21 protein-coding genes and 2 pseudogenes are annotated in these 24,193 nt (G+C 60.5%); 8 read left to right on the forward strand and 15 right to left on the reverse strand.

Features of this window, described 5'->3' with window-relative positions:
• Positions 1-51 precede the first annotated feature (51 nt).
• Genes hemW through lepA form a run of 3 tightly spaced genes read right to left on the reverse strand, consistent with a single transcriptional unit; the run spans position 52 to position 3,898 of the window.
• The gene (gene hemW / locus CS903_RS03690; RefSeq protein ID WP_242491737.1) at positions 52-1,269 is read right to left on the reverse strand and encodes a radical SAM family heme chaperone HemW; all 1,218 of its coding nucleotides are present in this window, start codon (positions 1,267-1,269) and stop codon (positions 52-54) included.
• Positions 1,269-2,048: a tRNA (guanosine(46)-N7)-methyltransferase TrmB gene (gene trmB, locus CS903_RS03695; protein WP_242491738.1), complete on the reverse strand. Its 780-nt coding sequence runs from the start codon at positions 2,046-2,048 to the stop codon at positions 1,269-1,271. The genes hemW and trmB overlap by 1 nt, the downstream gene beginning before the upstream one ends.
• Positions 2,049-2,050: 2 nt before the next feature.
• Positions 2,051-3,898: a translation elongation factor 4 gene (lepA, locus tag CS903_RS03700; protein ID WP_099332183.1), complete on the reverse strand. Its 1,848-nt coding sequence runs from the start codon at positions 3,896-3,898 to the stop codon at positions 2,051-2,053.
• Positions 3,899-4,239: 341 nt separating this feature from the next.
• On the opposite strand from lepA, the gene rpsT reads away from it, so the two are divergent.
• Positions 4,240-4,500: a 30S ribosomal protein S20 gene (rpsT, locus tag CS903_RS03705; RefSeq protein ID WP_099332184.1), complete on the forward strand. Its 261-nt coding sequence runs from the start codon at positions 4,240-4,242 to the stop codon at positions 4,498-4,500.
• Positions 4,501-4,753: 253 nt separating this feature from the next.
• On the opposite strand, the gene CS903_RS03710 is transcribed toward rpsT, so the two are convergent.
• The 5 genes and pseudogenes from CS903_RS03710 to CS903_RS03725 form a co-directional block, all read right to left on the reverse strand.
• Positions 4,754-5,284, reverse strand: coding sequence for a hypothetical protein (locus CS903_RS03710; RefSeq protein ID WP_099332185.1), 531 nt, complete (start codon positions 5,282-5,284; stop codon positions 4,754-4,756).
• A gap of 140 nt (positions 5,285-5,424) precedes the next feature.
• Positions 5,425-6,351 carry an APC family permease gene (locus CS903_RS09435; RefSeq protein WP_242491749.1) on the reverse strand — a complete coding sequence of 309 codons (927 nt, stop codon included), beginning with the start codon at positions 6,349-6,351 and terminating at the stop codon, positions 5,425-5,427.
• Positions 6,352-6,363: 12 nt separating this feature from the next.
• Positions 6,364-6,532: pseudogene (locus tag CS903_RS09530) on the reverse strand (IS110 family transposase); the annotation flags it as partial.
• A 240-nt stretch (positions 6,533-6,772) separates the two neighbouring features.
• Complete coding sequence (locus CS903_RS03720) at positions 6,773-7,780, reverse strand: hypothetical protein (RefSeq protein WP_129587584.1); 1,008 nt, start codon at positions 7,778-7,780, stop codon at positions 6,773-6,775.
• A 140-nt stretch (positions 7,781-7,920) separates the two neighbouring features.
• A complete protein-coding gene (locus CS903_RS03725) occupies positions 7,921-8,376 on the reverse strand; it encodes a hypothetical protein (protein ID WP_099332187.1) in 456 nt (151 codons plus the stop codon).
• 471 nt (positions 8,377-8,847) lie between these two features.
• Between CS903_RS03725 and CS903_RS03730 the strand changes: the two genes are divergently transcribed.
• The 4 genes and pseudogenes from CS903_RS03730 to CS903_RS09535 form a co-directional block, all read left to right on the forward strand.
• Complete coding sequence (locus CS903_RS03730; protein ID WP_099332188.1) at positions 8,848-10,035, forward strand: cupin domain-containing protein; 1,188 nt, start codon at positions 8,848-8,850, stop codon at positions 10,033-10,035.
• A 3-nt stretch (positions 10,036-10,038) separates the two neighbouring features.
• Positions 10,039-10,722 (forward strand): flavodoxin family protein, encoded by a 684-nt coding sequence (locus tag CS903_RS03735; RefSeq protein ID WP_164996663.1) that lies wholly within the window; start codon positions 10,039-10,041, stop codon positions 10,720-10,722.
• Positions 10,723-10,830: 108 nt separating this feature from the next.
• Entirely contained in the window at positions 10,831-11,613 is a 783-nt protein-coding gene (locus CS903_RS03740) for a YoaK family protein (RefSeq protein WP_099332190.1), read from the forward strand.
• A gap of 88 nt (positions 11,614-11,701) precedes the next feature.
• Positions 11,702-11,797, forward strand: a pseudogene (locus CS903_RS09535) (30S ribosomal protein S20); the annotation flags it as partial.
• 45 nt (positions 11,798-11,842) lie between these two features.
• Here the strand turns inward: CS903_RS09535 and holA are convergent.
• Genes holA through CS903_RS03760 form a run of 3 tightly spaced genes read right to left on the reverse strand, consistent with a single transcriptional unit; the run spans position 11,843 to position 14,997 of the window.
• Positions 11,843-12,805 carry a DNA polymerase III subunit delta gene (holA, locus tag CS903_RS03750; RefSeq protein ID WP_129587585.1) on the reverse strand — a complete coding sequence of 321 codons (963 nt, stop codon included), beginning with the start codon at positions 12,803-12,805 and terminating at the stop codon, positions 11,843-11,845.
• Positions 12,802-14,298 (reverse strand): ComEC/Rec2 family competence protein, encoded by a 1,497-nt coding sequence (locus CS903_RS03755; RefSeq protein ID WP_099332193.1) that lies wholly within the window; start codon positions 14,296-14,298, stop codon positions 12,802-12,804. The genes holA and CS903_RS03755 overlap by 4 nt, the downstream gene beginning before the upstream one ends.
• A gap of 9 nt (positions 14,299-14,307) precedes the next feature.
• A complete protein-coding gene (locus tag CS903_RS03760) occupies positions 14,308-14,997 on the reverse strand; it encodes a ComEA family DNA-binding protein (RefSeq protein WP_099332194.1) in 690 nt (229 codons plus the stop codon).
• Between the two features lie 189 nt (positions 14,998-15,186).
• Between CS903_RS03760 and proC the strand changes: the two genes are divergently transcribed.
• The 3 genes from proC to CS903_RS03775 all read left to right on the forward strand — a co-directional run bounded on the left by proC (position 15,187) and on the right by CS903_RS03775 (position 20,844).
• The gene (gene proC, locus CS903_RS03765; RefSeq protein WP_099332195.1) at positions 15,187-15,999 is read left to right on the forward strand and encodes a pyrroline-5-carboxylate reductase; all 813 of its coding nucleotides are present in this window, start codon (positions 15,187-15,189) and stop codon (positions 15,997-15,999) included.
• A gap of 101 nt (positions 16,000-16,100) precedes the next feature.
• Complete coding sequence (gene valS / locus CS903_RS03770; protein ID WP_099332196.1) at positions 16,101-18,797, forward strand: valine--tRNA ligase; 2,697 nt, start codon at positions 16,101-16,103, stop codon at positions 18,795-18,797.
• 46 nt (positions 18,798-18,843) lie between these two features.
• Positions 18,844-20,844: an AMP-dependent synthetase/ligase gene (locus tag CS903_RS03775; protein ID WP_099332197.1), complete on the forward strand. Its 2,001-nt coding sequence runs from the start codon at positions 18,844-18,846 to the stop codon at positions 20,842-20,844.
• Positions 20,845-20,956: 112 nt separating this feature from the next.
• Here CS903_RS03775 and CS903_RS03780 read toward each other — a convergent pair whose 3' ends face one another.
• From CS903_RS03780 to CS903_RS03795, 4 genes are all read right to left on the reverse strand, one after another.
• Positions 20,957-21,289, reverse strand: coding sequence for a chorismate mutase (locus tag CS903_RS03780; RefSeq protein WP_099332198.1), 333 nt, complete (start codon positions 21,287-21,289; stop codon positions 20,957-20,959).
• A gap of 17 nt (positions 21,290-21,306) precedes the next feature.
• Entirely contained in the window at positions 21,307-22,557 is a 1,251-nt protein-coding gene (gene clpX / locus CS903_RS03785; RefSeq protein WP_099332199.1) for an ATP-dependent Clp protease ATP-binding subunit ClpX, read from the reverse strand.
• Between the two features lie 139 nt (positions 22,558-22,696).
• On the reverse strand, positions 22,697-23,392 hold the full coding sequence (locus CS903_RS03790; RefSeq protein ID WP_099332200.1) for an ATP-dependent Clp protease proteolytic subunit: 696 nt from the start codon (positions 23,390-23,392) through the stop codon (positions 22,697-22,699).
• Between the two features lie 2 nt (positions 23,393-23,394).
• Positions 23,395-24,018 carry an ATP-dependent Clp protease proteolytic subunit gene (locus CS903_RS03795; protein WP_099332201.1) on the reverse strand — a complete coding sequence of 208 codons (624 nt, stop codon included), beginning with the start codon at positions 24,016-24,018 and terminating at the stop codon, positions 23,395-23,397.
• Positions 24,019-24,193: the final 175 nt, after the last annotated feature.

Genomic DNA, 24,193 nt, shown 5'->3' on the forward strand with positions numbered 1-24,193 from the left:
CTAATCCAACAAGCCTATCGCTGGGCAGGGCCCGAACATAGGTGGGGGCGTTCACTCCCAGCCGAGAAGGACCCGGGTGACGTAATCAGCCAGCAGGCGTCCCCTGAGGGTGAGGAGAATGTGTCCGCGCCCGGCAGGTTCCTCTTCAATCAGCCCCTCCTGAATGAGGTGTCGAACGGACTCCGGTGTGACATCGGAGGGGGTTTTGACACCGAGGTCGGTGCGAACTCCAAGCATCACTGCCTCGACCCCGCGGTCTTCGACGGAAAGGTTCTCTCCCGCAAACCCGGGGGAAACCCCCTGTTTCAAGCGGCCTGCATAGGCGCGGGGATGCTTGACGTTCCACCAGCGTTGCCCGCCCACGTGAGAGTGGGCTCCCGGCCCGTAGCCCCACCAGTCCCAGTCCTGCCAGTAGGCAAGATTGTGGGTGGAACGGGTCTTGGGCGAGGTCGAGAAGTTGGAGATTTCGTACCAGTGATATCCGGCCTCGCCGAGGAGGCTGTCAGCTAGCTCATACTTCTCGGCATCGAGGTCCGGGTTCGACGGGGGGATGAGGCCGGCTGCAAGACCCCGCCCCATTTTGGTGCCCTCTTCAATGATCAGCGAGTAGGCGCTGATGTGATCGGGCTTTAGCGCGATGGCCTGCCTCAGGGAAGTCTCCCAGTCGGCCAGGCTCTCTCCCGGGGCGCCGTATATGAGGTCCACGGAAACCTGGCAGCCGGCAGCCTGGGCTGCCGCGACCGCCACGGGGACGTTGGCCGGGTTATGGGTGCGGTCCAAGACTTTGAGAACATGGCTCACGCCAGACTGCATCCCAATGGAGAAGCGGTTGACTCCGACCTCGGCGAACTGCCATGCCCGCTCCTCATTGAGGGTCTCCGGATTCGCCTCCAGGGTCACCTCCGCATCCGCGGCGATACCGAAGTGCCGGCGCAGCGTGTCGAGAATGAGCCCTATCGAACCCGGTGACAGCAGCGAAGGGGTTCCACCGCCGAAGAAAACAGACTCAAACGGTCGTCCATCCCAACGGCTCTCCCCAAGTACCCTGGCGCTCAGCTCAATCTCGCGCACCACCGAGTTGGCGTAGGTTTCAAGGTCAGCACCCTCACCGAACCCCGTCGTGTAGGTGTTGAAATCGCAGTAGCCGCAGCGCACAGTGCAGAAGGGGACGTGAATGTAGGCCGCCAGTGGCACTTGGACTTGCCCCGGCAACGCCCTTTCAAGTGCCCCGTCCTCGGGCCAGACCACACCCTCCGGTTGGTGGGGCACTACTTGACCCCCTCCGGGGTCGACCGGGGCACGCGCAGAGCCGCAATGTCCCAGGACGGTCGACCGGCCTCCTGACCCCGCTTCTCAAAGTGCGTTTCCACCCGTCCCTCGAACCTCGGTGAAAAGATCGGCTGGCCGGAGTGGTCGCGGTCTCCCAGGTAAAAGTCAGGGGCAGCCGCCATCACCTCGAGCATCTGCTGGGCGTAGTTCTCCCAGTCCGTCGCCATTCGCCAGACACCCCCGTCTTCAAGGAGGCGAGCCACAACAGGAGTGAAGGGGGCTGAGATAATCCTGCGTTTGTGGTGACGAGTCTTGCGCCAGGGATCGGGGAAGAAAGTCCACACCTCACGCACCGTCCCCTCCTCAACAAGGAAGGGGAGCGCCTGCTGGGCATCGGCCTCAATAACACGGATATTCGTCAGTCCCTGCTTCGCCCCCGCAACAGCCAGACGAGCCACCCCCGGAGTCCACACCTCAAAGGCAAGAAAGTCGAACTCAGGATGCTCGGCAGCGTAGGCGACCACCTGCTCTCCGCGACCCGAACCGATCTCAACCACAAGGGGCGCTCGACGTCCGAACGTAGCCTCAACATCAAGGCGGAAGTCTTCGGCAACTGTAGTCTCTCCGATGCCCCGCGGAACCTCGATGACGAAGTCATCGCGGACCAGCTCGAACTGCGCCTCGAGTGAGGGGTTCAGATCCCGCACACGCCGCGTAAACGACTTGGTGCGCGCAATGAAAACATCCTTCGGGGCAGCCTCACCCTCGGGGGTTTTCACGATCACTTCTTCCCTGTCGGCGCGTCGGAGGTTAGGGCGGCAATGAAGGCTTCCTGGGGCACTTCGACGCGCCCGATGGACTTCATGCGCTTCTTGCCCTCCTTCTGCTTCTCAAGCAGCTTCCGCTTGCGGGAGATGTCGCCGCCGTAGCACTTTGCCAGCATGTCCTTGCGAAGGGCCTTGATCGTTTCGCGCGAGATCACACGGGAACCGATTGCCGCCTGCACCGGAATCTCGAACTGCTGCCTCGGAATCAGATCCTTGAGGCGCTTCGTCATGCGCAGACCGTAGGCGTAGGCATTGTCCCGGTGGACGATGGCGGAGAAAGCGTCGACCTTCTCTGCGTTAAGTAGGATGTCGACCTTGACGAGGTCCGCTACGGCATCGCCATCCTCGTGGTAGTCCAGCGAGGCATAACCGCGGGTGCGCGACTTAAGGTGGTCGAAGAAGTCGAAGACAATCTCAGCCAGCGGCAGCTGGTAGCGCAGCTCGACGCGGTCCTGGGACAGGTAGTCCATACCGAGCATGGTCCCGCGCCTTTCCTGGCACAGCTCCATCACCGAACCCACAAAGTCAGTTGGGGTGAGAATCGTGGCGCCAACCATGGGTTCACGAACGGCAGAGATCTTCCCTTCTGGGAACTCCGACGGGTTGTCAACCCGGATCTTTGAGCCGTCCTCAGCCGTTACCTCGTAGACGACGTTGGGGGCCGTGGCGATCAGGTCGAGGCCGAACTCGCGCTCCAGGCGTTCACGCACGATCTCAAGGTGCAGCAGGCCGAGGAAGCCACAGCGGAATCCGAACCCAAGCGCAACGGAGGTTTCGGGTTCGAATGTCAGCGCGGCATCGTTGAGCTGCAACTTGGTGAGGGCTTCGCGCAGGTCGGGGAAGTCGGAGCCGTCAACGGGGTAGACACCGGAGAACACCATTGGCAGGGGGTTGTGGTAGCCGGGAAGGGGCGTCTGTGCCGACCGGATGGCGGTGGTGACGGTGTCACCGACGCGGGACTCGCGGACATCCTTCACTCCGGTGATGAGGTAGCCGACCTCACCCGCCCCCAACCCCTCGGTGGGAGTGGGTTCCGGGGACATGACTCCGACCTCAAGCAGCTCGTAGGTCGAGCCCGATGACATCATTTTGACGCGCTCACGTTTTGTGAGGTGTCCGTCGACAACTCGAACGTAGGTGACCACTCCGCGGTAGGAGTCGTAAACAGAGTCAAAGATTTCGGCCCGTGTGGCGCCCTCCGGCTCACCCGATGGTGCCGGGATCTCCTGGACGATTCGATCAAGGAGCTCGGGAACACCGATTCCGGTCTTGCCGGAAACCAGCAGAACCTCGTCGGTGTCACAGCCGATCAGCGAAGCCAGTTCCTCGGCAAACTTCTCCGGTTGTGCCCCGGGCAGATCGATCTTGTTGAGGACGGGAATGATGACGAGGTCGTTCTCCATGGCCAGGTAGAGGTTGGCTAGTGTCTGAGCCTCAATCCCCTGGGCTGCGTCCACCAGAAGAACGGCCCCCTCACAGGCTGCCAGGGACCTCGATACCTCATAGGTGAAGTCAACGTGGCCCGGGGTGTCGATCATGTTGAGGGCGTAGGTTTCATCGCCAACAGTCCAGGGCAGACGCACCGCCTGGCTCTTGATGGTGATGCCCCGTTCACGTTCAATATCCATGCGGTCGAGGTACTGGGCGCGCATATCGCGCGACTCAACGATTCCCGTCAGCTGCAGCATGCGATCGGCAAGTGTGGACTTGCCGTGGTCGATATGCGCAATGATCGAGAAGTTCCGGATGCGGGCCTCGGGGGTAGCTCCGGGCACATTGATGCCGAACCTCTCATCGCTCACAGGCGGCCTCCTCGGTTGAAATGGACCTCTTATATTGAGGTGGTATCTGGAGCAAAGTTTGCCACGGGGCAGAAGGTAACTCTAATGGCCGGGCAGGAATGTGCCTACATGCACCCGCGGAGGGGACGAACAGCCGCCTCGGCGTGATTAGTTCCACCTTGAGAATCGCCTCTGGGACTGGAGCCTGGGTCCCCTACTGATAAAGTTATCGATTGGACTCCACGCGTGGTCGAGCGTGGGACCAGGTTACGACCGATCGCGGGTGTCCCCACGCCCAGTCCCCGGTTACGCCTCACCCCTCATCGACCGTGAATATTGATACCCAGTTGAGGAGAGTCTAAGTGGCCAACATCAAGCAGCAGAAGAAGCGCGTTCTTACCAACGAGAAGAGGCGCATTCGTAACCAGGCTGTGAAGTCTGAGCTGAAGACCCTGGTTCGTAAGACCCGCGAAGCAGTTGAGGCTGGCGATAAGGAACTGGCTGAGACCAACCTTCGCGCCGCAGCACGCAAGCTGGACGTGGCAGTGTCCAAGGGCGTTATTCACCGCAACCAGGCAGCTCAGCGTAAGTCGAAGCTGGCCAAGCGTGTGAATGAGATGTAGTCGGGGCTAAAGCCCAAACACTTTCGATTCCCGCACCTCGGGGCTCTATCGGATCTGTGCGATCTTCAACAGGCACAGTTCGATGGCAGCGTCCGGAGTGCGGGATTCTCCTTTAACCGCCGCATCGGTGTCGGGAGACCGGGTGCTGTGCATGAAGGCCGCTCCTCTATTCATTAACGACAAGAGCGGGGCTGCGTAAAACAGCCCCGCTCTGTAGTGTCTCGAAACGCTTCACTAAATGAAGCGCGGATCCTTAGTCTTGCTCAGCCTTTGCAACTACGTTGTCGAGGGCCTTGGCAACGCGCTCAGCGTCGGCCTCAACATCGTCGGCCAAGTAGTCCTCATCCAAGCCGAGCTTCTCGAGGCCCTTCACGACGTGAGCCGCAGCGGCCTTGGCATCACGCTCGATGTGAGCGATGACGTGCTCAAGCACCTTCTCGATGTGCCGTTCTGCGTCAGCCTCTACCTTCACGGCGTGGTTAGCAGCGCGTTCGACAGACTTGTCAGAGGCACCCTTCTCTTGCTTCTCTGCCAGCTTCGCGTAGGCACGATCAACGCGCTTCGCTTCGTGCAGGACTACCTTCTCCAAGTATTCAACGTGGTGCTTAGCGAAGGCTGCGTCGAGCTCTACCTGATGCTCTACGTGCTTCACTTCGCGCTCTTCACGGGCGTCAGTGTGTTCAACCTGCTTTTCGAGGCGGGCAACTTCGCCCTCGTAAACCTTTGACGCGTGATTCTCAGCGTCGACTACTTTCTTTTCCCATTCGGCAGCTTTATCAGCCATTTGGTTCCTCCATCAGATTCTGGGGTGACCCCCGATTTGTAAAGGAAAAGCCGTCTGTCGTGCTCTTCCCCGCACCTCAAGAATACGGCTTCTGCCGCAACTTCGCTCGCAGAGCGTTCTCTATGAGCATGAAGTGCTAATTATTTAGTTGTTCCAACAGTCCCTGCGTGCGCCGCTGTCTGGTATTCGGCGGGCATCTGAGAGCGGTCGATTGTCGCATTTCCTGCGCGCGTGGCCACCGGATCTGGGTAGTAGGCGAGTGGATCTACTGCCTGTGTGGGGTCCTTACTGCGTTTGCCGTCCGAAATATAGATGAGGACGCCCACCCCGAAGATAGCCAGTGAAATCAGTACGACCTTCCACGTGAAGGAGAGGAACAGGTAAGAGGTGGCGGCCAGGGCCAAAACAACCATGATCCACCGGACTGCTGCCTTGAGTTGGAACGCGCCCTTGGCCGACGGGACTTTCTGTAGCTTGATTACAGTCAAAATTGTCGGCACATACTGGATGGCGCTGGCACAAACAACTAGCGTCGCCAAGAAGACGTAGTCGCCCGTAGACAAAAGCGCGGATGCCAGTGCCGCAGTGATCACGATCGCCACGACTGGCGAACCGTACTTGTTCTTCTTACCCATCCACGGTGGCAGCAACTTGTGGCCATTAGCGAGAGAAGCAGCTAGGACCGGGACCTCAAACGAACAGGCGAACGCCACCCCAAAGATCGAAACTGCGGTTCCGGCAATCACGATGTAGTAGGCCCACTCACCCATTGAATGCCGCATTGCTTCGGCAACCGGAATTGAAGAGTCCGCGATCTTAGAGCCGAGGATGCCGACAGTGACCGTCTGGATCAGAATGTAAATTGCCGTGACAGCTGCGATGACAATCAGGAGTGCCTTCGGCAGGTTCTTCTGCTGGTTCTTCATCCGCAAACCAGCAATGGTCAAGAACGAGAATCCGGCGAAAAGGTAGAACGTGACACCGTAGGCGCTCATCACGGCGTCAGACCCGCTGCTGAAGTTATCAACAGAACTAGGGTAAAGAGGCTTGAAGTTAGCGATCTTCATGGCGAAAGCACCAGCGATGATGACTGCGGCGGTCCTAAGCCCCACTCCGGGCATCGAGCTCAGGACCCGAGTAAAGAGGGTGACTAAGCACCAGTTCCTCCACTTAGCTGGCGACTTCTGCTCTTTGGGCGTGCAACATGATCAGTTGGCGAGCCAGATGCGGCAGGACTAGAGTGGCGGCCATCGAACGAGAGCGGCGCGTATATCCCTCACCGTGACGACGCCTTGCATGGGGAGGATCTCACGCCACCTCAATACCCGTCCGGCCATGCGGAACCAGCGAGCACCATAATGGCAGAATCGGGCGCGGCTCCTCCGAAGGCGTAGACGCCAACCAGATCACCCAGAACTGGCGCAACCCGCAGAGGTATTCAAAGAACACCCGGGACGGAATCAGGCCGTTGTCCACCCTGAAAGTATGCTAGCTGCGAACCATTTCCACTAACACGCGTCTCCAGTCCTCTCGCATCGCAAGGTATGAGAGGCGCCTTCCCACAGAATTGGAAGCTACCCCGATCGCTTGAGCTATTTCAGTGGAAATGGTCCCAGCGACCACTCCGTCACGGGAGCCGAACACGTCTTCACCGACGACTGCCGGGCCGGTTGCATCATCTGCCGTTAGATAGCGGATCTCGACTCGGTGGATGCGCCTGTCCCCGCCCTCGTATACTACTGCGGCTTCGTGACTCCATTGGCGCAGTTCTGGTTTCGGCGGGTCCAGCGTGCCCACCACGCCCAGCTCTCCCGGGCCGAAGAATCTACTGTCGCGCGGACTTAGCCGCACCGGGATTACCTCAGCTATCTCGCCGCCAGCAGGCCCCAAGTGTATCCGCATTTCCACGACCATCCCGGTTCGGTTTGTGACCTCCATTCCTGTATCGGTCATGATCACATGCACAACGTCGGCCGCGCCGATAGGTGCGTGTGGCGGCTCTTCGAGCCCTGTCTGGTAAGCCTTCGTTGCAAAGACGAGCGCGACGTGACCGGTCTGCGAGCGGATGGTCTCTATGGCGACTGAAGACCCGACGGGAACCGGGCCGCCGCCCGCAACCTGGCCGCCCAACGACTCCGCCAACCCGTTCCTGAGCAGCACGGCATATTGCGCTGCCTGCTCTGTCAAAGCAACGGTCGTCAGCGAAGAACCGGGCGGTCCCGGAACCAGAACGATTAGGCCCTCTAGGCTGCTCTCCGCGAGCGAGTCGACCAGCTCCTCGACCCACGTTTGCGCATCAAAGGGAGTCCCCGCCACCAAGACACCCAGCGGCACACCAGCTTCCTGATCATCTCTAGCAAGGCGCTCCGCCAATCGGATTGCCTCTGCCGGCACGACCGGCTGTTCCGCGACCACTGCCACCAGGTCCGCATCGGTCAACCCGGTCTCCAGTGCCTGCTGAAGCTGGGCCTGTCTGCTGCCAGCGGTAATAGTCACTTTTCTAAGGAACCCGCTCAGGCAGAGGAGACTTTCGCGTGTGAGCGTTCCCTCGTCCCACAACAGGGCCGCCACGGGGGACGTGCTCGGATCACCGCCGCCCGAAATTGCATTCCCGCCCACGTATACGCCCCCGGAGCCTAGTTGTCGGTGACGCGCAGACGGATCTTCACGAGTCCAGCGTGGACGTCGCTCTTCAGGTAGGCGGAGAGTTCATCAGCGCTCATATCGGGCCCGGTTATCGCCTCTCCCGCGGCAAGGACTATGTACCTACGCGCAATTGCATTCCCCGTCCAAGCATCAATGACGGGAACCTTGATCCAGGTACGATCCGCGGCATAAAGGTCGGCTAGTGGGCCGCGCAGTGCAACCGCCAAGTGATCGGTGCCCACCCACGGAATATCGCCGCCAAAACCCATTGATTCCAGCCCCAATTGCTCACTTGCTGCCTGCAATTCCGTCTGAGCGGCCCGGTCTCCCGGGGTCAGCAGCAGAAACGGAGTGTCTTCACCAAAGGGATTCGGGGCGATCCACGTGAACGTGTTGATGTTGTGCGATGACATCTCTGCTTCTGAAGCGTCTAGCTTGTCGTTCATGAAACCTCTACCTCCACCGGGTCCTTTTGACTTGCGACCAGTTCAGTCCGCGCCTCTGTTAGAGACCCACTGGGAACCTACTCGTGACCTGCTAGAGTCGCGGTCGGCGAAAGGTCCAGGCGGAACCGCTACCAGGCTGACTGTACCGGGTTCGCCCCCGGAAAGCACGCTGATTCGGGAGCGGGCGCTTTGCAGAATCGACAACATACCCCCACGCAAACGGCTGAAGCCCCCCGCAAGTTTTAGAGCCAGCGGCGCTTTCGGATTGCTCAATCAAGTTGCCGACCGGTTGCGTGCGGGGGACAATATCGGCAGACCTCGAGCATTATGTAAGTGGGACGAATGCCCGCGTTGCACTTGTTCGGCCAAGGTCGCAGGTGGACGTTCAGCCAAACGGAGCGAGGCACGGACCGAACGCCACCTTGCCAAGAACCACGAACATACTCAATGAAGCGTTTGAAAAGGATGAAAATGACTGACAACTCTGTTCCACAACCAATCAGAAAATCGGATGGGAAAGGCTGGCTGGACCTAGGGCCGCGCGACATCATGCGGGCGGAAGAGAATCCGAGTCTCCTGGTACCACCCGAGACGGATGCGGGAACACTTCCCAATCTGCGCTTCAGCTTTTCTGACACGCACCAGCGTCTTCAACCGGGCGGTTGGGCGCGGGAGATCACGGCGCGGGAACTTCCTGCCTCGCAAGAGGTTGCCGGCGTAGACATGGCGCTAGCTCCTGGCGCATATCGTGAGCTGCACTGGCATAAGGAAGCCGAGTGGGGCCTGATGCTGGTGGGGAACGCGCGAGTGACCTCCATTGACGAGAAGGGCCGCTACTTCATTGACGACGTCGTCGCAGGCGACCTGTGGAACTTCGAGGGAGGCTTGCCACACTCGATCCAGGCACTTGATGAAGGCTGCGAGTTCCTTCTGGTTTTCTCCGACCCGAACTTCTCTGACAACTCGACGTTCCTGCTTTCAGACTGGTTCATGCACATACCGAAGGATGTCCTTGCAGCGAACCTGAAGAAGACCGTCGGCGAAATCACCATGTTCCCGAAGGAAGAGCTGTACATCTTCGAGGGCAACGTTCCCGGACCCATCGCTGAGGTTGAACGCACAACGCCAGCTGGCCCAGTACCTTCACCGTTCTCGCTACACATGGACACGGTGACCCCCATTGAGTCTGAGGCGGGTCGGGTCCGAATCGTCGACGTGGATGTGTTCCCGGCAGCCAAGACCATCTCAGCTGCGTTTGTTGAGGTTGAGCCCGGAGGAATGCGCGAACTGCACTGGCATCCGAAGGCCGCGGAGTGGCAGTACTACATACAGGGTCAGGCCCGGATGACAGTGTTCAACTCCGAAGGACTCGCAAGGACGTTCGATTACCGTGCTGGCGACGTGGGAGTTGTTCCACTGGTCGCGGGGCACTACATCCAGAACACGGGTGATGAGACCCTGATTTTTGCGGAAATATTCAGGAATCCTCATTACTCCGACATTTCGCTTAATCAGTGGCTTGCTTCGAACCCCGTTCAGGTGGTCGCTGACCACCTGCTCACCACCGACGAGTTCGTGGAGTCGCTACCGACAGACGCAAAACCCGCGCCAGTCGTCTGGTACGACCTATCCAAGGCGAACCAGCAGGACAAGGAGTAAATGATGCCAAAGATTCTGGTCGTCTTCTCCTCCATTTTTGGGGCAAACGCCGCTCTTGCCGCTGAGGCGGAGAAAGCCCTGGAATCGGAGGGGGCCGAGGTGAGGGTGCGAGGAGTCCCGCAGTTGGTTCTTGGCCAGCACGAAGTGGAAGCCGCGAAAGCATATCCAGACGCCACAGAAGAGGACGTTCTGTGGGCTGACGGGTACGTGTTCACATCTCCGGTACACACCGCGTCCCTTTCGGCTTCCTTGAAAGCGTTTGTTGACAGCCTCCATGACGGAGCTGTTGCCGGGAAGTACGAGAACCGAACCTTCACCGGGATGGTGACCGCTGAACTTCGCCACTCCGGACAGGAAATAGTTGCGAAACAGCTCAACAACATTGGGGAGGCGTGGGGTTGTGTCGTAGTGGCCCCGTCAACTGCCAGCTTGGCCCTCAATGAGCTTGACGGAAACGCGTTCGGACTTAGCTTCACTCTAGACAAGGGGAAGCTGCCTGAAGGGATCGGCCCAGTACTTAGCGATCACCTGTCCAGGTTTGCGCAGATCACGAACGCTATGGTGCCAGCTCGGAATGCGGGCAGAAGTGCCGACAAGGCATCATCGGTCCCAACGGATACACCAATCACCGCTGAGACTGATGATCCCGATGCGCCGCGTCACTCGATAAGCTCTGCACTCGGCTAGCTTGGTGGGGTCGACCCCGAATGTTCGGGTGCCGGCCATCAGCGAGCATTCGGCGGCTTCGGTAGGAGCCGCGCCGCTTATTATTTTTGACCACGACAAGGAAATCTCATGACTGAGGCTCCATCTCATCAAAACGCTCAGAGTGCCAGCGGCGGTTTGCCGCAAGGAACTTCGCTGAACAAGCTCACCTCTAAGTCACTCCATCCGGCCAGTTTCCCGCTGATGGAAATGCCGCACATTGCATTCCTGCTGGCGATCAGTGCCGGGCTGCTGAACGCCTGGACTTTCGCGCACGCGCAAACCTTTGCGACCGTGCAGTCGGGCAACGTCATCCAGATGGGTTACCAGCTGGCAGCAGGAAACTGGGAGAAGCTCTTCTACGCCACGGGAGCCGTCGTGGCGTTCGGGTTGGGCTCCTTCACCGCTGGCGCTTTCATAGCGGTCGCGCAGCGGAAGCACGCTCGTTACACACCCATTATGCAGTTATCCCTGCTGATCCTCATGGGGGTTGCGCTGGTACTGATCACGACTGAGGCGTGGCGGCCGGAATACATCACCTGGGTCATCTCCTTTGCTGCAGGCATGCAGGGGAACGGCTTCCACAAGATCAAGGGAATGCTCTACGGGAACGTGGCCGTCACCCTGGTGGTGCAACTGGCGTTCAACTACCTGATGCAATCGTTCTTCTCCAAGAAGGACGCCGCAGGAACATCGAACCTATACAACTCCGGCCTGTACTTTCTGGTACTGCTTGGCTTCGCTGGCGGCGGTGCAATCGGTTTCGGTTTGGACAAGGCCTGGAACGGCCTGTCTGTCGTTGGCGCCATGCTCATCACCCTAGTGCTCATGCTGATTGCACAGCGGGATCCAAGTGACCCCGACCCAACCTGATGTCGCAGCCTAGATTTAAAAAATTGGAGGGCCTCACCCTGACGGGTGGGGCCCTTCGACTGCTTCCCCCCAATCGAATGGACGCGTACGCAAGCTGGACGTGGCAGTGTCCAAGGGCGTTATTCACCGCAACCAGGCAGCTCAGCGTAAGTCGAAGCTGGTCAAGCGTGTGAATGAGATGTAGTCGGGGCTAAAGCCCAAACACTTTCGATTCCCGCACCTCGGGGCTCTATCGGATCTGTGCGATCTTCAACAGGCACAGTTCGATGGCAGCGTCCGGAGTGCGGGATTCTCCTTTAACCGCCGCATCGGTGTCCGCGATCAGTCGCAGGGCTTGACCGAGGGCGGGCTCGCTCCAACGACGGGCCTTTTTGCGAGCCTTCTCAAGCATCCAGGGGGCAACCTTGGCTTCCGAGGCCGTCAGCCCGGGGATCTTGGCCAGGGCCATGACGCGAAACTCATTGGCCAGGGCCGACACCAGCAGGACCGCGGGGACCTTGACACCCTGAGCCTGACGAAGCAGGATCACGGCTTTTTCAAACTGCTGGTCAGCCAGCGCCTGTGCCACATCGAACGACCTGGTCTCAACCCGTCCGCGGTGAAAGGTATGCACCATTTCGGGTGACACTTCACCGTCGCTGTCAGCGGCCAGTTGGCGCGCTGCTGAGAGCAGTTGACCAAGGTCAGCCCCGAGGGCATCAACCAGAGCCATTGCGGCTGTCCGACCGATGGTACGACCCGCCCGGCGCACCTCATCCGCCACCAGGTCCGCCTTGTCTGCGGGGTTCTTGACACTCGCTGCAGCCAGTTCGGGGAACCCGGCAGTCTTGAGGGCGCGCAGTACGCGCTGTCCCCTGGTTCCTCCGCGGTGGTGGGCGACCACCCAGACGCTATCGGAGGGGTTCTTGACGTACTGCTCAAACTCGTCTGAGAAGGCGTCGCTCATCTTGTCGAGGTCGGAGATAATCAGGAGTTTCTCATCCGCAAAAAGGGAGCCCGAAGCATGCGACATCAACTCCCCACCCTCGTAGCTCTCGGCAGAGAAGCGGACCTCTTCCGCCTGCGGGGCAATCGCGAAAACGGCCTGGCGGATCCCGGCGATGGCACGGTTGGCCAGCTCTTCCTCTGGTCCCTTGATCAGAGTGATTTGGGCCGGTGGCAGGGGGCTGCGACCACGTTGCTCGGAACTCACCTGGTAAGCCACCTTTCCATTCGGACCGTAACCTGGCTCCTGGACACCAACCAGGCCAGGACCACCAGCAACACTGTAGCCGCCACAGCCAGCCCGGCTCCCCCAATCCCACCCGGCCAGGGCAGGCGAGCCAGCGGCCATCCGGAGACCCACAGGGCTATGAACTCCATGTAACGCGCCAGTGGAGCCGCCACGCTTACCAGAACATCGGTCACCGAGGGAAGCCACAGACAGGTCAGGGCTGCCGCAAGCGCGAGCAGTGTCATAGGGGCGACGATGGGGGCGACCAGGAGGTTGGCGACCACCCCGTAGGTGGGTATCCAGGGGTTGGCGAGGACGAGAATCGGCACGGTCACAGCCTGTGCCACCACCGCGATGACTATGGCATCGGCAACTGTCCTGATGAGGCGCGAGAGCGGAAGGTCGGTGGTGAAGTCCTTTATCCGACCCATGAGTACTCGCCCCACACTGAGTATCCCGGCGGTTGCAATGGTGGAGAGGGCAAAGCCGAGGGAGATCGCGCTCCATGGGTTGAGGAGAACCGTGATGGTTGTGACGGTGAACAGGAGTCCCATGGGTTGACCTCCTCGTTTGAGGACCATTCCCCCGGCTGCCAGCGTCCCCATTCCCACCGCGCGCAAAACGGCCGGTTGGGGTCCGACCACGGTGACCATTCCGGTGAGGAAGACGAGGGTAACCAGGGCCTTCAGGGCCCTGCGCCCCGGTAGGAGGATGGTGATGACCGCAAGCGAGATGGCGATGTGGGAACCCGACACTGCGGTGAGGTGGGTCAGGGAGGTTGTGAGCATGGCCTGCTTGGTCTCATCGGTCAGTCCCCTGTCGTCCCCGATGGCCATTCCCGCGATCAACGGCCCGGCTGTGCCCGCGTGCTTTTGGGAGACCAGCGCCAGCTGAGATTTCAGCTCGGCTACCAGGCGCGCCCACTGCGGCGGACCCTCCACCTCGGTGACTTTCGTGGCGTTCATGAAACCCACCAACGGTGGTTGAACCGTGTCGAGGAGTTTGATCTTCCCCTCTACTTTTAGCTTGGTACCCCTGACCAGGCGGGCATCTTTGAGGGCTGTGGAATCAGCGGAGACCAGGACCCGGATCTGCGATGGCCCCTCTAGGTTGACCTTCCATCCCCCACCCCAACCCCCTGTGTCCACCACCGGGTCGAGGACGACGCTGCCAACCAGGGATTGTGGGCCCTCTCCTGCGGTGAGTCGAGTGGCCTCGACCTCCCAGGTCTGACGGGAGAGCGAGCCGACAGTCAGTGCCGCGAGGCAGGCCAAAACGCCCAATGAGATGATGATCCACCCGCCTTCGACGTGAAGGAGATGGGCGCCTCCCGCCAGCGCGACAGCACCGACCACAAGGACCCCTGTCACCAGTCCCACCTGGGTCCAGGAGGTGGTGGCAACTCCGATGATGGCTCCCAGCCACGAGCCAAGGGCAAGGCAGGCCAGTCTCAGGTCGGTCCCGCGATCCATTTCTGCCCGCTACTGGCAGGTACCCGCGGCGATGCGTTCCACCAGGACGCTACCTATTCCCGGAACTGCGAGCAGTTCCTGCGCCGAGGAGATCGGCCCTGCTTCACTGCGCCACTGCGCGATTCGGGCCGCTAACTTGGGTCCCACCCCATCAAGATTTTCAAGTTCAGACTCGGTTGCAGTGTTGAGGTCGATGCAGCCCCCACCGGCCCCTGAAGTCTCGGCGCCGACGACACCGGAGGTACCACCCACCACCACCTCACCCACCCGCGGGACACTGACCTGCGCGCCATCAGAGACGAAGGCCGCCAGGTTGAGTGCGGAAACATCGGCGTCCTGCGCCAGACCCCCGGCAGCGTCGATGGCATCGACCACCCGGGCACCCGCCTCGAGCTCAACAATCCCCGGGTCCGCCACTGCTCCCACCACGTGCAAAATCAGCATGGTGGGACCCTCGATCTTGTCGGCCAAACCGTAGCCGCGAACCTCGTCCGCCCCTTCAACTTCAAGACCAGTTGAGGGGTCGCTCTGCTCAGACTCTGCCTGCGTCGGTAGCGTCCCGGATCCGTCCTCACCATCCCCGGTGATCCGCCAGATTCCCAAACCGGCCAAAATGACTGTAACCAGGGCTAGTCCCACCGCCAGACCGCGGCCCAGGCGAACCCGTAGCTTCTCTCTGGATTCGAAATCTTCAGACACAATGCCCCCTCATTCCACCCGTTCAGGCGATTGTTGACCGGTTTTCAGGAAGCACTCACACCGCCATCCTCGGCCTGTGGACTACCCCATCTCACGGAAACTGGGGACTCTTCAGTTCTGCAAATCCACGACACCACCTACTTGACTACGGACTAAGTGCCTAGAATCAAGGAATCTGGGAGGAGAACTATGAGAGTCACGTTTATCGGAGCCGGTGTCATGGGACGCGCCATCGCCGAGGGTGCTGCGGCCAAGGAGGCGCAGAGGTGGCAGTTCACCTTCTTTGACCCAAACCTCAAGTCAGCCCAAGAAGCTGCCCAAGCCACCTCGGGAACCGCCGCCACCACAGTCGAGGACGCGGTTCAAGATGCAGAGGTCGTCGTCCTCGCCGTCAAACCGCAGGTCCAGGCCCGGGTGATCGAGGCCCTTCCCAAACTTGCCGACTGCGTCCTCGTCTCCATTGCCGCCGGACGGTCGCTTGCGGACATCCTGGCCTCCCTCAGCAAGGCCGGCCAGCCCTCAGTTCCGGTTATTCGTGTCATGCCCAACCTGAATGCGATTGTCGGAAGCGCCACCTCGGCTATCTGCCCCGATGATCTGGTTTCCCCAGAGCAGCTCGAGGCCGTGACCGCCCTGTTCGACGCAGTGGGAACCACGCTTCAGCTAGATGAACACCTCATTTCTGCCTTCACCGCAATGGCTGGTTCCTCACCCGCCTGGTTCTTCCAGATTGTCGATGACCTGGCCCGCGCGGGCGTCAAGCACGGCCTGACGAAAGCCGCCGCGACCTCGGCCGCGTGCTCCACCATGCTCGGCTCCGCCCTCATGCTGCAGAAGACCCTGGCCGAGGGCGGTAATGCTGCGGAACTCGTCGACCGGGTCTGCTCTCCCGGGGGCACCACCATCACCGGTCTGCTCGCCGCGCAGGAGGCCGGACTGGGACCATCCCTGGTCGCCGCCGTCGACGCCACCATCGCTCGCGACCGAGAACTGGGTGCCTAAACACTGGGCTTTCCAAATCAGGTTTGGAAAGCACTGCAAAGCCAAGTAATTTTGACCCTGGCAAAACACGCCGACCATCAGCATTTTCTGGAGTAAACACAATGAGCTCTTCCGCCCAGTCCCTTCCCCTTTCCCTTCCGGCCCCGGAAGTTCCGGATCGGGTCGTCACGGAAGGACTCGAGAACAAGTGGCTCAAAACCTGGGAAGACGAGCAGGTTTACGCGTTCGACCGCACTGCTGAGCGCGCCGATGTCTTCTCCATCGACACCCCTCCCCCCACGGTTTCCGGCTCCCTCCACATCGGCCACGCCTTCTCCTACACCCACACCGACACCATGGCCCGCTTCCAGCGCATGCTCGGCAAGAAGGTCTTCTACCCCATGGGCTGGGACGACAACGGTCTGCCTACGGAACGCCGTGTCCAGAACTACTACGGCGTTCGCTGCGACCCCTCACTGCCCTATGTCGAGGGCTACCAGCCCCCTCACGAGGGCGGTGAAGGCAAGTCCATCAAGGCTGCCGATCAGCAGCCCATCTCCCGGCAAAACTTCATTGAACTCTGCGTCAAGCTCTCGCAAGAAGATGAGGTCCAGTTCGAAGAACTGTGGCGCTACCTGGGTCTTTCCGTTGACTGGAACCTGACCTACCAGACCATCGGAGCGGATGCCCGCCTCGTCACCCAGGCCGCATTCCTGCAGAACCTGGCCCGCGGTGAAGCCTACCGAGACGAGGCTCCCGGACTGTGGGATGTCACCCTGCAGACCGCCGTTGCCCAGGCCGAAGTTGAGGCCCGCGAGTACCCGGGTCACTACTACAAGCTGATCTTCCACGGCGACGCTGCCGAGGTTGGAGAGGATGCTGCCGGTCGCAACGTCGAGATCGAGACCACCCGCCCCGAACTGCTCCCCGCCTGTGTCGCGCTGATCGCCCACCCGGATGACGAGCGCTACCAGGACCTGTTTGGCAAGTTCGTTACCTCCCCCGGCTTTGATGTCAAGGTCCCCGTTCTTCCCCACCCTCTGGCGGAAAAGGACAAGGGCGCCGGCATCGCCATGTGCTGCACCTTCGGTGACATCACTGACGTCCAGTGGTGGCGTGAGTTGCGTCTGCCGCTGCGCGCCGTCCTCGACAAAGATGGCCGTCTCGCCCGCACCACTCCGGAGTGGATTACCTCCCCCGAGGGCGAAGCACTCTACGCAGCAGCGGCCGGTAAGACCACCTTCTCTGCACGCAAAGAGATCGTCGACGCCCTCACCGAGTCCGGTGATGTGGTCGGTGAACCTCAGGCAACCACCCGCATGACCAACTTCTTCGAGAAGGGCGACAAGCCCCTCGAAATCGTCACCTCACGTCAGTGGTACGTGCGCAACGGTGGTCGCGATTTCGTTCGTGAGGGGGGCACAAAGCAGCTGCGGGAAGAGCTGATTGAACGGGGTCGCGAACTGAACTTCCACCCCGACTTCATGCGGGTGCGCTACGACAACTGGGTCAACGGCCTCAACACCGACTGGCTCATCTCTCGCCAGCGTTTCTTCGGTGTACCGATCCCCGTTTGGTACGCCATTGATGAGGACGGTGCGGTCAACTACGACCGCGTCCTCGTTCCTGAGTTTGAGCAGCTTCCAGTTGACCCCACCGTTGACACCCCACCCGGGTACGCAGAGGAGCAGCGCGGCGTGGCCGGCGGCTTCGCCCCGGAGATGGACATCATGGACACCTGGGCCACCTCCTCGCTGACCCCACAGATTCCCACCGGGTGGTTGCGCGACGAAGACCTGTACCATCGCGTCTTCCCCATGGATATGCGAGCCCAGGGCCAGGACATCCTGCGCACCTGGCTCTTCTCCACCGTCCTGCGTTCCAATCTGCAGTTCGATACCCTGCCCTGGGCTAATGCTGCGATCTCCGGCTGGATCCTCGATGCCGACCGCAAGAAGATGTCCAAATCAAAGGGTAATGTGGTCACCCCCATGGCCCTGCTTGAAAAGTACGGTTCCGATGCGGTGCGGTACTGGGCTGACTCGGCCCGACTGGGCACGGACGCCACCTTCGATGAGGGGCAGTTGAAGATTGGGCGCCGCCTGGCAATCAAGCTTCTCAATGCCTCAAAGTTCGCCCTTTCCATGGCGGCTGCAGACGGCTCCCTTGAACTGGATCCGACCCGTGTCACCATGCCGGTTGACGCCTCGGTTCTGGCCTCTCTGGCCGAGGTCGTTGAGTCTGCCACCGCCTCCTTCCATAACTACGATCACACCCACGCCCTCGAGATTACCGAGACGTTCTTCTGGGCTTTCTGCGACGACTACATTGAGCTGGTCAAAGAGCGGGCCTACAACAGCGAGGGAAGCTGGAGCGATGCGGAAGCTGCTTCAGCCCGGGCAACCCTAGCCCTGGGCATCGACGCATTCGTTCGTCTTCTCGCTCCCTTCCTTCCCTTCTCAGCCGCTGAAGCCTGGTCGTGGTACCGCGAGGATTCGGTGCACCTGGCACCCTGGCCTGTCGCCGAGGACTACCGCAGGGAAGGCGCCGGAACCGAGGTGCTTGACGCCACCTCTGCCGCTCTCATCCAGCTGCGCCGCATGAAGTCGGAAGCTAAGGTTTCGCCCCGCACCCCCTACCTGCACATCACCCTGACGGGTCCGTCCCACCAGGTCGAACTGCTGGGTTCGGTGGAGGCCGACCTGCGGGCAGCAAACCGTGTCGAGGGCGAGTTCGTTATTGTGCCAAGTACCGATGCGACCGACTTCGAGGTGACAGACTTCGAGCTCGGTACCCCACCACAGCGCAGGAAGGCCTAGCCAGAGCGCCACGAACCCGCCTTGCCACCCCACAGGAAGAGAAACCATGACTGAGAACGAGAACGTCGAGTCTGCCGCCGAAGCGGATCTAGCCTCTGAAGAGGTGGTTGAGGCTTTGGAAGTCGCCGCTACCGAAGATGAGACCATCGTGATTGAGGAGGAGGCCGGCCCACTGGGTGAAGGCATCCTCGTAGAGCGAACCGATGCGGAAGGGATCATCACCACCGAGGCTCTGGAATGGACTGCCCCTGTCCTCGCCCGCGTCGATGATCAGGACACGCTTCCACACGCCCTGCTCGACCGCGTGCAGCGTGGTCCTCGCCGTCCTCTCGCAGAGGTCAAGGAGCCGATCACCGGTTCCTGGCGCACTGTCACCGCCGGCGACTTCTGGGAGTACGTCAACAAGATCGCCCAGGGCCTGATCGGGATGGGTCTGAAATTTGGCGACCCCATCGCCATCATGTCGAGGACGCGCTACGAGTGGATGGTTCTGGACTTTGCTGCCTGGGCTGCCGGCCTCGTCCCCATTCCGATCTACGAGACATCTTCGAAGGCCCAGATTGAGTTCATCCTCAGCGACGCCGGCGTCAAGTTCGCGATCACCGAGTCGGTGGTTATGGCGAACCTGGTGGCTGCAGCCGCTGAGGACATCGGCTCTGACCTGACGATTCTGTCTCTTGACCAGGGTGCCATGGGTGAACTTGAGTCTGCGGGCGTCTCGGTTCACGGCAGCGAGGTCACGGTTCGAACCAACCAGCTCACCCTGGACTCGACCGCCACTATCGTCTACACCTCGGGCACGACCGGCACCCCCAAGGGCACGGTTATCACCCACGGTAACTTCACCGACCTCTGCAAGAACTCTCACCTGTGGATGCCTGAGGTCTGTGACTTCCCCAAGGCCCGCATGCTCCTGTTCCTGCCGCTGGCCCACATCCTGGCCCGCTTCCTGCAGGTTTACGTGGTTACCGGTGAGGGCGTCATCGGACACACCTCTGACATCAAGCACCTGCTGCCGGACCTGCAAAGCTTCCGCCCCACCTTCCTGCTGGTGGTGCCACGCGTCCTCGAGAAGATCTACAACTCAGCAGATGCCAAGACTGGAGCCGGCGCGAAGAACAAGCTGTTCCGTTGGGCAGCCAATGTCGCGGTGGAGTACTCCAGGGCTCTCGATACCCCCGAGGGCCCCTCACGCCAACTGCGTATGCAGCGCCAGATCGGTGATGCCCTGGTCTACTCCAAGCTTACGAACCTGGTCGGCGGCAATGTTGAGATCATCATCTCTGGCGGAGCTCCCCTCTCCCAGCGTCTGGCCCACTTCTTCCGTGGTGCTGGACTGCCGATTCAAGAGGGCTACGGCCTCACCGAAACCACGGGTCCCCTGGCGGTCAACACCCCGCAGCTCACCAAGATCGGTTCGGTCGGACCCGTCCTGCCCCCGATGCGCGTGAAGATCTCAGATCAGGGCGAGGTCCTGGTCAAGGGTCCAGCGGTCTTCAAGGGATACCTGAAGCGTGACGATCAGACCGCTCTTGCATTTGATGAGGACGGCTGGTTCCGCACCGGCGATCTGGGATGGATTGACAAGGACGGCTACCTGTTCATCACGGGTCGCATGAAGGAAGTCATTGTCACCGCCGGTGGCAAGAACGTTATTCCTTCCGTCCTGGAGGACTCGCTGCGCGGTCACCCCCTGATCAGCCAGGTGGTTGTCGTCGGTGACCAGCGTCCGTTTATCGGCGCATTGATTACCCTCGACGATGAGATGATGCAGATCTGGCTCAAGAACAAGGGCCTCCCGGCCATGACTGTCAGCGAAGCTGTCCGTCACCCGGAGATCCGCGCCTCCCTTTCCGCAGCCATCGATCGGGCGAATGAGGGCGTTTCAAGGGCAGAGTCGATTCGTAAGTTTGAAATCCTCCCGAACGACTTCACCGAGGCCAACGGTCTGATGACCCCGTCAATGAAGGTGAAGCGGACCCGGGTCCTTGAGCGTCACGCCGCTGATATCGACGCCCTCTACGGGGGTCCGGTAGAGCAGGGGTAACTCCCCTCTCCGCAGTTGCATGAAGTAAAGCGGCCTTCGCGAACCTCCCTGTCGGGGCTTCGCAAGGGCCGCTTTTCTGTCGCTAGCGCCGGGGCGCCACGACTGCACCCCTCTAGTCATCGATGGCCTCGACGACCTCGTCTTCGGAATACTCGCTCTTAATCACCTCGTGGTGACGAATCACCTCGGTGACCATGAAGGCCAGGAATGTCTCTGCAAAGTCGGGGTCAAGACCGGACTCGGTGGCGAGGCGCCGAAGACGCTGCACCTGTCGCGCCTCCCTTTCGGGATCTGCGGCCGGAAGACCACTGCGGGCCTTGATGTGTCCGACGCGCTGGGTACAACGGAAACGCTCTGCCAGGATGTGGATCAGGGCAGCGTCAATGTTGTCTATGGTGCGCCGCTCATCGGCCAGCTCAGCTGGAATGGAATCACCGGTGGACACATTGCCCCCTCAGGATCTCAGGCGGACCGTGCCGCAGTCTCTCCAAAGACATAGATCTTCGGGTGTCCCTCACCGGTTACCGCCTCTTCGGTGACGACAACCTTCTCTACGTCCGACTCTGAAGGTATCTCATACATCAGATCGGCGAGAGTGTCCTCCATGATCGAAGACAACCCGCGCGCCCCTGACTCGCGCATCATCGCCAGGCGTGCCATCGCCTTCAGCGCCTCCGGGGTGAACTCTAGGGCAACACCATCCAGGTCAAAAAGTGCCGCGTACTGGGTGACGAGGGCGTTCTTCGGTTCCGTCAAGATCGCTACCAGGTCGTCCTCAAGCAGAGTCTCCGTAGAGGTAAGAACAGGTAGACGACCAATGAACTCGGGGATGAGGCCAAAGGTGTGCAGGTCCTCCGGGGTGACATGGCGGTAGAGGTCGCCCAGTTCTGACGCGACTGCCAGGTCGGTACCAAAGCCTGTCTGACGCTTACCCAACCTGGACTTGACAATCTCATCAATCCCCGAGAAAGCCCCGGCCGCGATGAAGAGGATGGAGGAGGTGTCAATCTCAAGGAACTGCTGGTGGGGATGCTTACGGCCCCCCTGCGGAGGAACCGACGCCTTCGTTCCCTCAATAATCTTGAGCAGGGCCTGCTGGACGCCCTCACCGGAGACGTCCCTGGTGATCGAAGCGTTCTCTCCCTTACGACCAATCTTGTCGATCTCGTCAATGTAGATGATGCCGTGTTCGGCCTTTTTGATGTCGCCGTCAGCTTCCTGAATCAGCTTGAGCAGGATGTTCTCAACATCCTCACCCACGTATCCGGCCTCGGTCAGAGCCGTGGCATCAACGATGCAGAAAGGAACATCAAGCAGTCGGGCCAGCGACCTCGCGAGGTGGGTCTTCCCGGTGCCGGTCGGGCCCAGAAGGAGGACGTTCGACTTGGTCCCCTCAAGATCTTCACCACCGCGGTCACGTGCTCGGACCCTCTTGTAGTGGTTGTAAACAGCCACCGAGAGCGCCTTCTTGGAGCGCTCCTGACCCACCACCCAGGTGTCAAGGAACGCCTTGACCTCCTTGGGCTTCGGCAACTCCAGGGGCCTGACCTCGACCTCTTCGGGAAGTTCCTCCTCGATGATGTCGTTGCACAGCTCAACGCATTCGTTGCAGATGTAGACGCCCGAGCCACCAATGAGCTTGCGGACCTGCTTTTGCGACTTGCTACAGAAGGCGCACTTGAGCAGTTCCGAACTGTCTTGGAACGAAGCCATTTTGCGCCTACCTTGCGGTCATGGCTGCCGACTTTAGAGCAGCCCCAGTAAGTGTGTCGACATGACACAAAGCCAGCCTATTGGAGAGCCTCGGGCTGAACCAGAGGGCACGCCGCCAGGCTGGCTTCAATGTCATCTACTACGCGGCCTTGCGGCTCTGCAGAACGTGGTCGATGAGGCCGTACTCCCGGGCCTGATCGGCGGTGAGAATCTTGTCGCGTTCAACGTCCCGACGAACCTCGTCCTCGGGCTTGCCGGTGTGGTGCGAAATGGTGCGCTCCATCCAGGCGCGCATCCGGTCAATCTCATCGGCCACGATCTGAATATCCGAAGCCTGCCCCTGCACCCCATCCATGGCTGGCTGGTGGATCAGGATGCGCGCGTTCGGCAGTGCGAGTCGCTTGCCGGGCTGACCAGCGGTCAGCAGGACAGCAGCCGCAGAGGCCGCCTGACCCAGACAAACCGTCTGGATATGCGGGCGCACGTACTGCATGGTGTCGTAGATTGCCGTCATCGCGGTGAATGAGCCACCCGGGCTGTTGATGTACATGGTGATCAGCGAGTCGGTGTCCATGCTCTCGAGGACGAGCAGCTGAGCCATGACATCATCTGCGGAAGCATCATCAACCTGGACGCCCAGGAAGACGATCCGGTCTTCGAACAGCTTGGCGTAGGGATCCTGGCGCTTGTAACCGTAGGCGGTGCGCTCTTCAAAGGTGGGGAAGACATAGCGTGCGTCCGGCATACCCGGAGCCATGCCGCCGGCCAACTGCGCTGCCATGCCCTCGGGCATCTGGCGCTTGACCGCGTCAAAGTACTGCTTGCTTGAGGTCATCGTTATGCCTCTTCCTGGTTGGACATGCGGCCAATGGACTGGGGGTGGTGGACAATGTGGTCCACAAAGCCGTACTCAAGGGCTTCTTCAGCGGTAAACCACTTGTCACGATCGAAGTCACGATCGATCTGCTCGACCGTCTTTCCCGTGCGGTCTGCAATGATCTCCGCTAGCTCTTTCTTCATGTGAAGGATGAGGTCGGCGTTAATGCGGATGTCCGTGGCTGAACCGCCCGCACCACCCGAGGGCTGGTGCATGAGGACGCGGGTATGCGGGGTGATGTAGCGCTTGCCCTGGGTTCCAGCGGTGAGCAGGAACTGTCCCATCGAAGCCGCGAGGCCCATACCGACGGTCGCGATATCAGGCTTGACGTACTGCATGGTGTCGTAAATGGCCATACCCGCGGTCACCGATCCACCGGGACTGTTGATGTACAGGTAGATGTCTTCGTCAGGGTTCTCTGCGGCAAGGAGAAGCAGCTGCGCGCAGATAGCGTTCGCACTGTCGTCGCGGACTTCCCCGCCCAGCCAGATGATGCGCTCCTTCAGGAGGCGCCGGTAAACATTGTCGCTCAGGCCCATGCTGGACTCAGTGGGTCCAGCACCAACCGGGGGTAGCGTGGTCATTAGATCTCCGTATCTATGTACCGGAATGAGGACGAGGGCGGAACCCTCGCAACTGGTAACCAAACTAGTCGTGTACAGGATCAGATTGTGTACATCCCACGTTCTTTTCGCTGTTGGCGCACCATAGAAAAGGGTCGCGAAGACCGAAGTCTTCGCGACCCTAACTCTGAGTCAA

Source organism: Actinomyces minihominis (assembly GCF_900187855.1).
Classification (GTDB): domain Bacteria; phylum Actinomycetota; class Actinomycetes; order Actinomycetales; family Actinomycetaceae; genus Scrofimicrobium; species Scrofimicrobium minihominis.

Coding starts and splice junctions, on each gene's coding strand:
- CS903_RS03775 (WP_099332197.1), top strand. CDS start 18,844: ATGACTGAGAACGAGAACGTCGAGTCTGCCGCCGAAGCGGATCTAGCC.
- valS (WP_099332196.1), top strand. CDS start 16,101: ATGAGCTCTTCCGCCCAGTCCCTTCCCCTTTCCCTTCCGGCCCCGGAA.
- clpX (WP_099332199.1), bottom strand. CDS start 22,557: ATGGCTTCGTTCCAAGACAGTTCGGAACTGCTCAAGTGCGCCTTCTGT.
- CS903_RS03735 (WP_164996663.1), top strand. CDS start 10,039: ATGCCAAAGATTCTGGTCGTCTTCTCCTCCATTTTTGGGGCAAACGCC.
- CS903_RS03755 (WP_099332193.1), bottom strand. CDS start 14,298: ATGGATCGCGGGACCGACCTGAGACTGGCCTGCCTTGCCCTTGGCTCG.
- CS903_RS03730 (WP_099332188.1), top strand. CDS start 8,848: ATGACTGACAACTCTGTTCCACAACCAATCAGAAAATCGGATGGGAAA.
- proC (WP_099332195.1), top strand. CDS start 15,187: ATGAGAGTCACGTTTATCGGAGCCGGTGTCATGGGACGCGCCATCGCC.
- CS903_RS03740 (WP_099332190.1), top strand. CDS start 10,831: ATGACTGAGGCTCCATCTCATCAAAACGCTCAGAGTGCCAGCGGCGGT.
- CS903_RS09435 (WP_242491749.1), bottom strand. CDS start 6,351: ATGAAGATCGCTAACTTCAAGCCTCTTTACCCTAGTTCTGTTGATAAC.
- CS903_RS03710 (WP_099332185.1), bottom strand. CDS start 5,284: ATGGCTGATAAAGCTGCCGAATGGGAAAAGAAAGTAGTCGACGCTGAG.
- CS903_RS03725 (WP_099332187.1), bottom strand. CDS start 8,376: ATGAACGACAAGCTAGACGCTTCAGAAGCAGAGATGTCATCGCACAAC.
- CS903_RS03795 (WP_099332201.1), bottom strand. CDS start 24,018: ATGACCACGCTACCCCCGGTTGGTGCTGGACCCACTGAGTCCAGCATG.
- CS903_RS03790 (WP_099332200.1), bottom strand. CDS start 23,392: ATGACCTCAAGCAAGCAGTACTTTGACGCGGTCAAGCGCCAGATGCCC.